The organism is Bacillus bingmayongensis (assembly GCF_000299035.1).
Lineage (GTDB): Bacteria > Bacillota > Bacilli > Bacillales > Bacillaceae_G > Bacillus_A > Bacillus_A bingmayongensis.
In genome coordinates, this window is record NZ_JH921517.1 from 51,317 (window position 1) to 64,624 (window position 13,308).

The 13,308-nt window shown below is 36.7% G+C and carries 11 protein-coding genes; 9 read left to right on the forward strand and 2 right to left on the reverse strand.

Annotated elements, in window-relative coordinates; all coding sequences use genetic code 11:
• The first annotated feature begins 125 nt into the window (after positions 1-125).
• The 8 genes from Y7E_RS0107245 to ysxC all read left to right on the forward strand — a co-directional run bounded on the left by Y7E_RS0107245 (position 126) and on the right by ysxC (position 10,547).
• Complete coding sequence (locus Y7E_RS0107245) at positions 126-539, forward strand: group I intron-associated PD-(D/E)XK endonuclease (RefSeq protein WP_017150617.1); 414 nt, start codon at positions 126-128, stop codon at positions 537-539.
• A gap of 285 nt (positions 540-824) precedes the next feature.
• Positions 825-1,073 (forward strand): hypothetical protein, encoded by a 249-nt coding sequence (locus Y7E_RS29405; RefSeq protein WP_017150619.1) that lies wholly within the window; start codon positions 825-827, stop codon positions 1,071-1,073.
• 248 nt (positions 1,074-1,321) lie between these two features.
• The gene (locus tag Y7E_RS0107255; protein WP_017150620.1) at positions 1,322-2,320 is read left to right on the forward strand and encodes a hypothetical protein; all 999 of its coding nucleotides are present in this window, start codon (positions 1,322-1,324) and stop codon (positions 2,318-2,320) included.
• 334 nt (positions 2,321-2,654) lie between these two features.
• Complete coding sequence (gene tig, locus Y7E_RS0107260) at positions 2,655-3,938, forward strand: trigger factor (protein ID WP_017150621.1); 1,284 nt, start codon at positions 2,655-2,657, stop codon at positions 3,936-3,938.
• Between the two features lie 265 nt (positions 3,939-4,203).
• Positions 4,204-5,463 (forward strand): ATP-dependent protease ATP-binding subunit ClpX, encoded by a 1,260-nt coding sequence (gene clpX, locus Y7E_RS0107265; RefSeq protein WP_016116501.1) that lies wholly within the window; start codon positions 4,204-4,206, stop codon positions 5,461-5,463.
• Between the two features lie 106 nt (positions 5,464-5,569).
• Entirely contained in the window at positions 5,570-7,240 is a 1,671-nt protein-coding gene (gene lonB / locus Y7E_RS0107270; RefSeq protein ID WP_026049131.1) for an ATP-dependent protease LonB, read from the forward strand.
• A gap of 383 nt (positions 7,241-7,623) precedes the next feature.
• Positions 7,624-9,954 carry an endopeptidase La gene (gene lon, locus Y7E_RS0107275; protein ID WP_026049132.1) on the forward strand — a complete coding sequence of 777 codons (2,331 nt, stop codon included), beginning with the start codon at positions 7,624-7,626 and terminating at the stop codon, positions 9,952-9,954.
• Positions 9,951-10,547: a ribosome biogenesis GTP-binding protein YsxC gene (gene ysxC / locus Y7E_RS0107280; protein ID WP_017150624.1), complete on the forward strand. Its 597-nt coding sequence runs from the start codon at positions 9,951-9,953 to the stop codon at positions 10,545-10,547. Before lon ends, ysxC begins: the two co-directional genes overlap by 4 nt.
• Positions 10,548-10,644: 97 nt before the next feature.
• Here the strand turns inward: ysxC and Y7E_RS0107285 are convergent, their stop codons facing one another.
• The gene (locus Y7E_RS0107285; protein ID WP_017150625.1) at positions 10,645-11,061 is read right to left on the reverse strand and encodes an organic hydroperoxide resistance protein; all 417 of its coding nucleotides are present in this window, start codon (positions 11,059-11,061) and stop codon (positions 10,645-10,647) included.
• Between the two features lie 2 nt (positions 11,062-11,063).
• Positions 11,064-11,516 (reverse strand): MarR family winged helix-turn-helix transcriptional regulator, encoded by a 453-nt coding sequence (locus tag Y7E_RS0107290; protein WP_017150626.1) that lies wholly within the window; start codon positions 11,514-11,516, stop codon positions 11,064-11,066.
• A gap of 439 nt (positions 11,517-11,955) precedes the next feature.
• Between Y7E_RS0107290 and hemA the strand changes: the two genes are divergently transcribed.
• Entirely contained in the window at positions 11,956-13,293 is a 1,338-nt protein-coding gene (gene hemA, locus Y7E_RS0107295; RefSeq protein WP_017150627.1) for a glutamyl-tRNA reductase, read from the forward strand.
• Positions 13,294-13,308: the final 15 nt, after the last annotated feature.

Genomic DNA, 13,308 nt, shown 5'->3' on the forward strand with positions numbered 1-13,308 from the left:
TACGAAAATATACTATCATTTTTTGTGGAAAATTTATATGTTTTTAATGAGAATTTTGAAGAAGGGATTGGAAATGAGTTACCGAATTTAGTTATAGAATAATTTTAAAGGTGTTGAATAGATATATGTATCATCATACAAAAACAAAAGGTGATTTAGGTGTTTTAAAAGCTCAGGTAGATTTGTATGAAAAGGGGTATATGATCTTAATTCCACATACAGAGCATTCTCCGTTTGATCTTGTAATTTATAAAGATGGCTTATTTAAGAGAGTGCAAGTTAAATATCGTGAATTGAATGAGAAGGGAATGCTTGAAATCAGATTTCGTTCTAGTTATTCAACTAAAAATGGGGTAGCTATAAAAAATACAGATAAAGAAGAAATAGATATTTACTGTGTATACTGTCCTCAAACTGATTTGTGTTATTACTTTGATCCGAAAGTATTTTGTAAATCAATTAGTTTACGTATAGACCCTCCGAAGAATCATCAACAAAAAAACATTAAATTTGCTGACGATTATAGAGAAATCCTGTAAAAGCCACTTTCGATTATGTTAGGTGGTTTTTCTTTTCTTTTGAAATCTTACAATTCTGTAAGGTAGATGTAAGGAAGTTCGATGGTAACAAAATGTCAGTTCTTTATAATTAAGGTAACGAAGATGACACGAGGAGGAAAAAATATGAAAGGGTTAGTCGTAACAGCTTTAACAGTAGCTTTTGGATTTGTAGCGTATGAGAAATTAACAGATGTAGTTGAAGTTGTAAAACATTTAGTAGCATAGAGAGAATTGTGATGAGAGGGAAAGGGAATGGGTAAATGAATGGAATGGTTATTCGGAATTATAGGTGTCTGTAGTGTTATATTATTGTTATTTGTCCCAAGTGGAATACTAAGTTCAACTACAAGTTTATTTTTTATGTGTTTACTTGCCTGTATTATGCTCATTATTATGTTTCTAATGAAACAAAGTAAGCCAATCTTCTTTTTTAGCATGATTGTTGTTACAATTATTGTTCTCCAAATTATCACTCTTTTCGTATATCCTACAATTATAAAAGCTTTCCATTAATGAGAAAATCCTCTACGTTATTTGCTGAGGGTTTTTTATCCCGCTATTTGCGGGCAGTAAGCCCCCACTGATGGAAGTTTCACTTTATATGCATAAAGAGATTTTGTTGATGTAAATTTTTCATTTTTAATTATAAAAGTTAAATATTTTCATATTTCAAATAAATGTATTTGGAATGTTGTTTTCTTAACAGTCATTTGTTATATTTACTTTGAAGATACTTAAAATCTAAAAAAAGAGGCGGACGTATGGATAAAAAAGAAAATACGGTCGTATTGTTTCCGCAGTTGTCAGGGCGTTATATTGATCAAGGGTTTATGGCGCTGCGAGAGCGGAAGTTCGAAGATGCATTGCGCTGTTTTGAAATATTGCGTCAGTATAATGGAGAAACAGAACAAACAGAATTAGCTTCGGTTATTTGTTTATTAGAATTAAAGCGAATGGAAGAATCAAAAGAACGATGCGAGCAGCTGCTTGAAACAGGAACAGTCTTGTTTGGGGATATTCTTGAAACATACGTGACAATTTTAGTTCAAACAAATGATTACGTAGGTGTAATTGAAACTGTTGAAGAGGTTTTGCAGAAGAAAGAATTGACCGTAGAGCAAAGAGAAAAATTAGCACAGCTTGCTCAGTTTGCGGAGAATATGCTAAACGGTGAGGAAACAACGCCGATAGAATCTGATTTTGATCTGGAAGAATTTTCGAAGAATCTATTTGTAGAAAATTTTGGGCAGCAATTGCAGGTAATTAATGCTCTATTACTTAAAAACCTCGAAAAAGCTTTGCCAGCTTTACAGAAATTTCTTATTGATGGCACGAGACATCCGTATTTAAAAACTTCCATTATATACAAAATGGTGGAGAAGCGTATGGAAGAAGAAATAGAAGTAGAGAAATTTGGCGAAAGAATAGTGATTATCCCAGCTCATTTGGGTCATAATGATGAGTATTCGAAAAAAGTCATACATATATTATCTAATCGTTTAGAAAGTGATAATCCAAATATGTTTGAGGCAATTATTACATATTGGAGAGAAATGCAAGCTAGTATTTTCCCGTTCCCATTACTAATGGATAAGCACGAAGTTTGGGCAGCAGTTTTAGAGAGAATCGGGAGAAAACGTTTCGGGTTGATAATCGATGAAGAGGAACTTATGGTAGCGTATAATATTACCGTTGAAGAGTTTCATATTGCATATCAATGGTTTTTACGTGTGGAGAGAGAAGGGCATTTACCCGTATAATTATGAAAAAGAATCGTTCAGTTATTGAAACGAGAATATTCTATGTTATAATGTAAGGGTTGCAAAAGGCTGAATTATGCCTGTTTGTAAGAGGAGAGAAGTATAATTCTCTTACTTAATATGTTTCATATTATTCTCGAACAAAATATACCGTGTTTGTCTTATAGACAAATAGTAGATTGAGAATCGCATGTCTTAAAGCTTATTGCTAGAAGATTAGAAAGCTTGAATAAAATTGGCTTCTGTGCTTGCATTGTTTCTAAAAAAGAAAGAATGGAAATCTCAATCTGTAGTGGTATGTGCATACATTATTATAGTTGGAGGGAAAGAATAAATGGCTGCAAAATGGGAAAAATTAGAAGGTAACGTTGGCGTTTTAACAATCGAAGTTGATGCTAAAGAAGTAAACAACTCTATCGACGCTGCGTTCAAAAAAGTAGTAAAAACAATTAACGTACCTGGTTTCCGTAAAGGAAAAATGCCTCGTCCGTTATTCGAACAACGCTTTGGTGTTGAATCTTTATACCAAGATGCTTTAGATATTATCTTACCAAAAGCATACGGTGAAGCAATCGATGAAACTGGTATCTTCCCAGTTGCTCATCCTGAAATCGACATCGAGAAATTCGAGAAAAACGAAAACTTAATCTTCACTGCAAAAGTTACTGTAAAACCTGAAGTGAAATTAGGTGAATACAAAGGACTAGCAGTAGAAAAAGTTGAAACAACTGTAACTGACGAAGATGTAGAGAACGAATTAAAATCTTTACAAGAACGTCAAGCTGAACTTGTTGTTAAAGAAGAAGGTACTGCTGAAAACGGCGATACAGCTGTAATCGACTTTGAAGGTTTCGTTGATGGCGAAGCATTCGAAGGCGGAAAAGGCGAGAACTACTCTCTAGCAATCGGTTCTGGTACATTCATCCCAGGTTTTGAAGAGCAATTAATTGGTCTAAAAGCTGGCGAGTCAAAAGACGTTGAAGTATCATTCCCAGAAGAGTACCATGCAGAAGAACTTGCTGGTAAACCAGCAACATTTAAAGTAACAGTTCATGAAATTAAAGCAAAAGAACTTCCTGCTTTAGATGACGAGTTCGCTAAAGATGCAGACGAAGAAGTTGCAACTCTTGATGAGTTAAAAGCAAAACTTCGTGCAAACTTAGAAGAAGGCAAAAAGCACGAAGCTGAGCACAAAGTTCGTGACGAAGTAGTAGAAAAAGCTGCTGCTAACGCTGAAATCGAAATTCCAGAAGCTATGATCGAAACTGAGTTAGATCGTATGGTTCGCGAATTCGAACAACGCTTAAGCCAACAAGGTATGAACCTTGAGCTTTACTACCAATTCACAGGTACTGATGCTGACAAGTTAAAAGAACAAATGAAAGAAGATGCACAAAAACGTGTAAGAATCAACCTTGTTCTTGAAGCTATCATTGAAGCTGAAAACATCGAAGTTACTGAAGAAGAAGTAACTGCAGAAGTTGAAAAAATGGCTGCAATGTACAACATGCCAGTTGACGCTATCACACAAGCTCTTGGAAGCTTAGATGCTTTATCTGAAGATCTTAAAGTTCGTAAAGCTGTAGACTTCTTAGTAGACAACAGCAAAGCTGCATAATAAAATAACAAGGCACGATTTTTGATCGTGTCTTGTTTTATAAATATAGAAATATATTTATAAAACTTTTCGATGAAGAAGGAAATGATCCTTCTAAAGTCGAATATACATATTTCAAAAGTTTTAAAAATTTTTTATTTGTACATAACTAGTCATATTATTTGTATTTCTCGCCACGTAGTGACATAATATGTATTTACATACGATACATTTATCGTGTACATACGAAGGCAAGAGATTAGCACTTTGTAAGGGGTGTGAAAATATGTTTAAATTTAATGATGAAAAAGGGCAATTAAAATGTTCTTTCTGTGGTAAAACACAAACGCAAGTCCGAAAACTTGTTGCTGGTCCAGGTGTTTACATTTGTGATGAGTGTATTGAGCTTTGTACAGAGATTGTGCAAGAGGAGCTTGCGAAAGACGAGGAAGTAGAATTCAAAGATGTACCGAAACCGGTAGAAATTCGTGAAATCTTAGATGAGTATGTCATCGGACAAGACAATGCGAAAAAAGCACTAGCGGTAGCGGTATATAATCATTACAAACGCATTAATTCTAACAGCAAAATTGATGATGTAGAATTGGCGAAAAGTAATATCGCACTTATCGGGCCAACTGGTAGTGGTAAAACACTATTGGCACAAACATTAGCGCGTATTTTAAATGTTCCATTTGCAATCGCGGACGCAACATCTTTAACAGAAGCTGGATATGTAGGTGAAGATGTAGAAAACATTTTACTAAAACTTATTCAAGCTGCTGATTACGATGTAGAGAAAGCTGAAAAAGGAATTATTTATATTGATGAGATTGATAAAGTGGCGCGTAAGTCAGAAAATCCATCAATTACACGCGATGTGTCTGGTGAGGGTGTACAGCAGGCCCTTCTGAAAATTTTAGAAGGTACTGTAGCAAGCGTTCCACCTCAAGGTGGTCGCAAACATCCGCATCAAGAGTTTATTCAAATTGATACAACGAACATTTTATTCATTTGTGGTGGTGCGTTTGATGGCATCGAGCCAATTATTAAACGTCGCCTTGGTGAAAAAGTAATTGGATTTGGTTCAGAGAAGAAAAATGCTGATGTAAATGAAAAGCATGTTTTATCTCACGTATTACCAGAAGACCTTTTACGATTTGGTTTAATTCCAGAGTTTATTGGTCGTCTTCCAGTTATTGCAAACCTAGAGCCGCTTGATGAAGATGCTCTTGTTGATATTTTAACAAAACCGAAAAATGCGCTTGTGAAACAGTTCCAAAAATTATTGGAGCTTGACGATGTTGAGCTTGAATTTGAAGAAGGAGCACTGATTGAAATTGCGAAAAAAGCAATTGAACGTAAAACAGGTGCTCGTGGACTTCGTTCTATTATTGAAGGCTTAATGCTAGATGTAATGTTCGAACTTCCATCTCGTAAAGATATCGAGAAGTGTATTCTTTCAAAAGAAACAGTAGCGGACAATGCACCGCCAAAATTGGTGTTACAAGACGGTACTGTACTTGATACAAAAACATCTGCATAGTGTAAGAATGAAACAGCAATTTTTATAATTGCTGTTTCTTATTATGTTTAGCACTATTCCTCCCAGGAAATACTAAATGGTAAAACATAGCGGGAGGAAATAAATGATGAGCTGGACAAATATATTCTTACTTGTTCAACTTGTTTTTGGTGTAATCGTCGGATTATATTTCTGGCATTTGCTCCGAAACCAGCGAACACAAAAAGTTTCAATTGATCGAGAATCGAAAAAAGAATTAGAACAACTTCGCAAAATGCGCGAGGTCTCTTTGACAGAACCGCTTGCTGAAAAGGTACGTCCTACATCTTTTTTAGATATTGTAGGGCAAGAGGATGGAATTAGATCATTAAAGGCGGCGCTTTGTGGACCGAACCCGCAGCATGTCATTATATACGGCCCCCCTGGAGTAGGGAAAACGGCAGCGGCACGTCTTGTGTTAGAAGAAGCGAAGAGAAATCAAAAATCACCATTTCGTATGAATGCAACATTTATTGAACTGGATGCAACAACAGCGCGTTTTGATGAGCGTGGTATTGCTGATCCGTTAATTGGATCGGTACATGATCCGATTTATCAAGGGGCAGGCGCAATGGGACAAGCGGGAATTCCTCAGCCAAAAAAAGGTGCTGTAACAGATGCGCATGGCGGCATTTTATTTATTGATGAGATTGGTGAGTTGCATCCAATCCAGATGAATAAAATGTTAAAAGTATTAGAAGATCGTAAAGTGTTTTTGGAAAGTGCATACTATAGCGAAGAAAATTCAATGATTCCAACATACATACATGATATTTTTCAAAAAGGCTTACCAGCAGATTTTCGCTTAGTTGGAGCGACAACTCGTTCTCCAGATGAAATTCCTCCGGCTATTCGTTCTCGTTGTTTAGAAGTTTTCTTCCGTGAACTCGATACAGAAGAAATTCAAAAAGTAGCGAAGAATGCAGCAGAAAAAGTAAAGATGGAAATTGGGGAACAAGGTATTGAAATAATTGGAATGTATGCAAGGAATGGAAGAGAAGCCATTAATCTTGTGCAAATTTCTGCAGGGATGGCGATTAATGAGGGCCGCTCATTTATTAAAGATGAGGATATTGAATGGGTCGTTCATTCTAGCCAGCTTACTCCAAAATATGAAAAGCGTATTTATCCAATTCCGAAGATTGGTCTTGTAAATGGTCTTGCAGTATATGGACCGAATACAGGGGCGTTATTAGAAATTGAAGCAACAGCAATTCCAGCTACGGACAAGGGTTCGATAAATGTTACAGGAATTGTGGAAGAAGAGAGCATTGGTAGTCAAACGAAATCAATCCGTCGTAAAAGCATGGCGAAAGGTTCAGTTGACAATGTTTTGACAGTCCTTCGTTCTCTCGATTTGTTGCCAGAAGGATATGATATACATATTAATTTTCCAGGTGGGATTCCAATTGACGGGCCTTCAGCAGGAATTGCAATGGCAACAGGAGTATACTCCGCTCTGCATCGTGTTTATGTGAATAACGAAATCGCAATGACAGGAGAAATAAGTATTCATGGAGAAGTGAAACCAGTTGGCGGCGTATATGCAAAAGTGAAAGCAGCGAAAAAAGCAGGAGCGAAAAGAGTTATCATTCCTGCTGAAAATATGCAACCATTTTTATATACGATAAAAGACATTGAGATTATTCCCGTTCGAAAATTAAAGGAAGTTTTTGAATTAACATTCGTACAAGAAAATTTGCATCGTGAAATCGATGTGCGCCATAAGGTAGATGAAGGCGATGTACAATCGATGTAATATGAATTTGAATATCTAATAGGTGATTTCGTTTTATCCCACATTAACAGGCAGTAAGACCCCTACCTCAAAAATCAGCAAAAGCAAAGAAGTTAGGTGGGGGGGCGGGCTGCCCGTAAAATCCAGATTGGTGAGGGCTAATAATCAGTGAGGGATGAAGAAAACTAACGCTGATTAAAGTTTCATTTTATGTGAGCGTCTACTAGAGCATAATAATATTTGCCAGACTTCGTTTAAGTTTGTATGCTTAAGCGGGGTCCCTTTTTCTTTTTTGGAACAGAAAAAGCAGGGGATTTGCAATTGCAAGGAATCTCTGCAATTGCATCAAGGTGTATTGTAATATAAAATAGTTGAACAGGAGTTTAATTTATTATGGAGGTGCTATGTCTAGTATGAATACGAACGAAAGAATTGTGCCCCTCCTACCATTAAGAGGCGTTCTCGTATATCCAACGATGGTTCTGCATCTTGATGTAGGACGTGATAAATCGATACAAGCACTAGAGCAGGCAGCAATGGATGAAAATATCATCTTTTTAGCAATGCAAAAAGAAATGAATATCGATGATCCAAAAGAAGATGACATATATAGTGTGGGTACAGTAGCGAAAGTAAAGCAGATGTTAAAACTGCCAAACGGTACGCTTCGTGTCCTTGTAGAAGGTTTACATAGAGCAGAAATTGTAGAATTTATTGAAGAAGAAAATGTAATACAAGTTTCTATTCAAACAGTAGCAGAGGAAGAAGAAGGCGATTTAGAAGAAAAGGCTTTAATGCGCACGTTACTCGAACATTTCGAGCAATATATTAAAGTTTCGAAAAAGGTATCGAATGAAACATTTGCGACAGTAGTAGATGTTGAGGAACCCGGTCGCCTAGCTGATTTAATCTCTTCTCATTTACCAATTAAGACAAAACAAAAGCAAGAAATTTTAGAAATTAGATCAGCAAAAGAAAGATTACATACACTTATTTCCATTATTCAAGATGAGCAAGAGCTACTTAGTTTAGAAAAGAAAATTGGACAACAAGTGAAGCGCTCGATGGAACGTACCCAAAAAGAGTATTTCTTACGTGAACAAATGAAGGCAATTCAAACAGAACTTGGTGATAAAGAAGGTAAAGGTGGCGAAGTGGAAGAGCTTCGCACGAAAATCGAAGAAGCCGGAATGCCGGAAGAAACGAAGAAGGCTGCCCTAAAAGAATTAGATCGTTATGAAAAGTTGCCGGTAAGTTCTGCGGAGAGCGGTGTGATTCGCAATTATCTTGATTGGTTATTAGCGATTCCATGGACAGAAGCAACAGAGGATATGATTGATCTTGAGCATTCTGAAACAATTTTAAATAAGGATCATTATGGTCTTGAGAAAGTGAAAGAGCGTGTACTAGAGTATTTAGCTGTTCAAAAGCTAACCAATTCTTTAAAGGGACCAATTCTTTGTTTAGTAGGACCTCCTGGAGTCGGAAAAACATCTTTAGCACGTTCTATTGCAACATCGTTAAATCGTAATTTTGTCCGTGTTTCCCTTGGTGGTGTTCGTGATGAATCTGAAATTCGTGGTCATCGTCGTACATATGTTGGAGCAATGCCAGGGCGTATTATTCAAGGAATGAAAAAGGCCGAGACAATCAATCCAGTCTTTTTATTAGATGAGATCGATAAGATGTCCAATGATTTCCGTGGTGATCCATCAGCGGCGTTACTTGAAGTATTAGACCCAGAGCAAAACCATAATTTTAGCGATCATTATATTGAAGAGCCTTATGACTTATCAAAGGTAATGTTTGTTGCAACTGCAAATACGCTGGCGAGCATTCCAGGTCCACTTCTTGATCGTATGGAAATTATTTCGATTGCTGGTTATACAGAGATTGAAAAGGTACATATTGCTCGTGAACATTTATTACCGAAGCAATTAAAAGAACATGGCTTGCGAAAAGGGAATCTACAAATTCGTGATGAAGCGCTGCTTGAAATTATTCGCTACTATACGCGCGAGGCTGGTGTTCGTACGTTAGAGCGTCAAATTGCAAAGGTTTGTCGTAAAGCAGCCAAAATCATCGTTACAGAAGAGCGTAAACGTATTATTGTAACGGAAAAAAATATTACAGACCTACTTGGTAAACATATATTCCGTTATGGGCAAGCTGAAACGAAAGACCAAGTTGGAATGGCCACTGGTTTAGCGTATACAGCTGCTGGCGGTGATACACTCGCAATTGAAGTATCTGTATCACCAGGAAAAGGAAAATTAATTTTAACAGGGAAACTTGGGGATGTTATGAAAGAATCTGCACAAGCTGCATTTAGTTATATTCGCTCTCGTGCAGAAGAACTTCATATTGATCCAGATTTCCATGAAAAGAATGACATCCATATTCATGTTCCAGAAGGAGCAGTTCCAAAGGATGGTCCATCAGCTGGTATTACGATGGCAACGGCGCTTATTTCCGCACTGACAGGTGTACCTGTAAGTAAAGAAGTAGGGATGACAGGTGAAATTACCTTGCGTGGTCGTGTATTACCAATCGGTGGTTTAAAAGAAAAAACATTAAGTGCTCACCGTGCAGGCTTAACAAAAATTATTTTGCCAGCCGAAAATGAAAAAGATTTAGATGATATTCCAGAAAGCGTAAAAGAAAACCTTACGTTTGTGCTTGTGTCTCATTTAGACGAAGTATTGGAGCACGCATTAGTAGGAGTGAAACAATGAAAGTAACAAAAGCAGATATTGTCATTAGTGCTGTTAGACCAGAACAATATCCAGATGGCGATTTACCAGAAATTGCATTAGCAGGTCGTTCTAATGTTGGAAAGTCGTCCTTTATTAATAAAATTTTAAATCGCAAAAAGTTAGTGCGTATTTCTTCTAAACCAGGAAAAACGCAAACGTTGAACTTTTTCTTAATTAATGAAATGATGCACTTTGTCGATGTTCCAGGTTATGGATATGCGAAAGTATCCAAATCAGAGCGGGCGGCATGGGGCAAAATGATTGAAACATACTTTACAACGCGTGAGCAATTAGATGCGGCTGTATTAGTAGTTGATTTACGTCATGCCCCAACAAACGATGATGTGATGATGTATGATTTCTTAAAGCATTATGAAATTCCAACCATTATCATTGCAACGAAAGCCGATAAAATTCCAAAAGGGAAATGGCAAAAGCATTTGAAGGTTGTGAAAGAAACGCTTGATATTGAACAAGGTGATGAAGTTGTTCTATTTTCTTCAGAAACAGGCCTTGGAAAAGAAGAGGCGTGGAAAGCCATTCATAAGTTTACAAAAACAAAAAACGCGTGACGATTCGTCGCGCGTTTTTTGTTTCTTACAGTATAAGTTCAAAAAGGAGGATAAAGAAATATGACAGCTATCTTTACCGGATTTTTTGAACATCTTCCTACAGTACGTTTAATGTAACTTCAATATTTCCTCTAGTCGCTTTAGAATATGGACATACGCCATGTGCAGCTTCTACAAGCTCTTGTGCTTCAGTATAAGAAACGCCAACTACACGTATATCAAGTACGGCAGATAAACCAAACCCACCGTCAGTATCTTTCCCAATTGAAATATGAGCTGTCACTTCTGTACTTTCTACTTTTACTCGTTTCGTACGAATAACAAGTTGTAATGCACTATCAAAGCATGCTGCATAACCAGCTGCAAATAATTGTTCTGGATTCGTTGCTTCGCCACCCATACCACCTAATGCTTTTGGCATCTTCACATTAAGATTTAGAATGCCGTCTTCTGAAACAACTTTCCCGTTTCTTCCACCTGTTGCAGTTACAGTTGCTGTGTATAATTTTTCCATTTTCATTCCCCTTTTCTATCATTAATTGTTTTCATGGTTTCAATTAATTTATTTAATTGAATTAATAATGATCGATATTCTTGTTCTGTAATTCCTAAATTGGTAGCTATGGTTTTTGGCAATGAACATGCTTTTTCTTTTAAAGCGTGTCCTTGTTCTGTTAGTTCAATGCACACTTTGCGTTCATCTTCCTTAGAACGAACACGTTTAACTAATCCTAATGTCTCCATACGTTTTAACATGGGTGTTAATGTACCAGAATCTAAAAATAGACGTTCGCCAATTTCTTTTACAGTTAATCCATCTTGCTCCCAAAGCACTAATAATGTAATGTACTGTGGATACGTAATACCCATTTCTTCTAAATAAGGTCGATAAAAGCGTGTTACTTCTCTAGAACAGGCATAAATAGAAAAGCAAAGTTGATTATCGAGATGTAAAGGATTCTCTTTCATGAGCATCCCTCCTTTTTAAATTGTGCACAATTTAATTTTATGAAATCAATATAACGAAAAAGAAATGAGATGTCAAATACATTGCAACGAAAAAAATTGAGTAATGTGTCACATGAAAGAAGTTGTTACATTTTGGAACAATCATACATATTTTTCTGTATTATGAAAGAAGATAAAAAAGATAGTTGCTCTATTCTTATGGAATAGTTTCCATCACTTGATTCTGACAGATTTTTTTGGTAACGTACAAATAGAGTTATTATTTTATAATGATTATAAAGTAAGATGTTTATTCTGGAAGATTTGCTTTGTCTCCTGCAAGTAGAAGACAAAACGAACAAAAAAAACCTGTTGTTCACACGATTGTCAGATTCATAACAGGAAAGTTGTATTATGATAGTAGATAAGGTGATAAAACGGGTGAAGGGGGACATGCTGCGTGCATATTCTTGTTGTTGGTGTAAATTATCGAACAGCCCCTGTAGAATTTCGTGAGAAACTCACATTTCAGGCAGCAGAGCTAGAACAGGCAATGACAACGTTACAAAATCAAAAGAGTGTATTAGAAAATGTCATTGTATCAACGTGTAATCGTACAGAAATCTATGCTGTCGTCGATCAATTACACACGGGACGATATTACATTAAGAAATTCTTAGCTGATTGGTTTCAGCTTGAGATAGAAGAGATTTCGCCATACTTGTCTATTTTTGAACAAGATGGTGCCATTGAACATTTATTTCGTGTAACGTGCGGATTAGATTCTATGGTAGTTGGTGAAACGCAAATTTTAGGGCAAATTCGAAATAGCTTCTTAGAGGCGCAAGAAGTAAAAGCAACAGGTACAATTTTTAATGAATTGTTTAAACAAGTGATTACGTTAGCAAAGCGTGCTCATTCAGAAACAACGATTGGTGAAAGTGCGATGTCGGTTAGTTATGCAGCAGTTGAGCTTGGTAAGAAGATTTTCGGTGATTTAACAGATTGTCACGTTTTAATTCTTGGCGCTGGAAAAATGGGTGAACTTGCATTGCAAAACTTATACGGAAGTGGAGCGCGTAAAGTAACCGTTATGAACCGTACATTTACGAAAGCGGAAACAATGGCCGAGAAATATATGGGGCATGCAAAACCGTTAAGTGAATTGCAGTGTGCGCTGTTAGAAGCGGATATTTTAATTAGTTCAACTGGTGCTTCAGATTATGTAATTACGAAAGAAATGATGACAAGAGTAGAACGGATGCGCTCAGGCCGTCCGCTATTTATGGTCGATATTGCAGTGCCGCGTGATATTGATCCAGCAATTGATGAGCTAGAAGGTTCTTTCTTGTACGATATTGATGATCTGCAAGGCGTAGTAGAAGCAAATCGTGCTGAGCGTTTAAAAGAGGCGGAAAAAATTCAGCTTATGATCGAAGAGGAAATTGTTATATTTAAAGCGTGGTTAAATACGCTTGGCGTTGTTCCATTAATTTCAGCTCTTCGTGATAAAGCATTGGCAATTCAAAGTGAAACGATGCAAAGTCTTGAACGAAAAATTCCAACGCTTAGTGATCGTGAGAGAAAAGTGATTAGTAAACATACGAAAAGCATTATTAACCAATTATTGAAAGATCCAATTTTAGTAGCAAAAGAGTTAGCGGCCGAAGAGGGAGCTACGGAAAAGCTCGCGTTATTCGCGAAAATTTTTGATTTAGAAGTGCAAGAAGAGGCCGTGGAACATACGGAAGAACCAGAGCATAAACGAGCGTGGACAGCATCCGTTCCATCTTTATAACCCGAAAGGATGATC

What these genes read in the sequence shown, in the direction of transcription:
- Y7E_RS0107245 (WP_017150617.1), top strand. Translation starts at nt 126, where the DNA reads ATGTATCATCATACAAAAACAAAAGGTGATTTAGGTGTTTTAAAAGCT.
- Y7E_RS29405 (WP_017150619.1), top strand. Translation starts at nt 825, where the DNA reads ATGGAATGGTTATTCGGAATTATAGGTGTCTGTAGTGTTATATTATTG.
- Y7E_RS0107255 (WP_017150620.1), top strand. Translation starts at nt 1,322, where the DNA reads ATGGATAAAAAAGAAAATACGGTCGTATTGTTTCCGCAGTTGTCAGGG.
- tig (WP_017150621.1), top strand. Translation starts at nt 2,655, where the DNA reads ATGGCTGCAAAATGGGAAAAATTAGAAGGTAACGTTGGCGTTTTAACA.
- clpX (WP_016116501.1), top strand. Translation starts at nt 4,204, where the DNA reads ATGTTTAAATTTAATGATGAAAAAGGGCAATTAAAATGTTCTTTCTGT.
- lonB (WP_026049131.1), top strand. Translation starts at nt 5,570, where the DNA reads ATGAGCTGGACAAATATATTCTTACTTGTTCAACTTGTTTTTGGTGTA.
- lon (WP_026049132.1), top strand. Translation starts at nt 7,624, where the DNA reads ATGTCTAGTATGAATACGAACGAAAGAATTGTGCCCCTCCTACCATTA.
- ysxC (WP_017150624.1), top strand. Translation starts at nt 9,951, where the DNA reads ATGAAAGTAACAAAAGCAGATATTGTCATTAGTGCTGTTAGACCAGAA.
- Y7E_RS0107285 (WP_017150625.1), bottom strand. Translation starts at nt 11,061, where the DNA reads ATGGAAAAATTATACACAGCAACTGTAACTGCAACAGGTGGAAGAAAC.
- Y7E_RS0107290 (WP_017150626.1), bottom strand. Translation starts at nt 11,516, where the DNA reads ATGAAAGAGAATCCTTTACATCTCGATAATCAACTTTGCTTTTCTATT.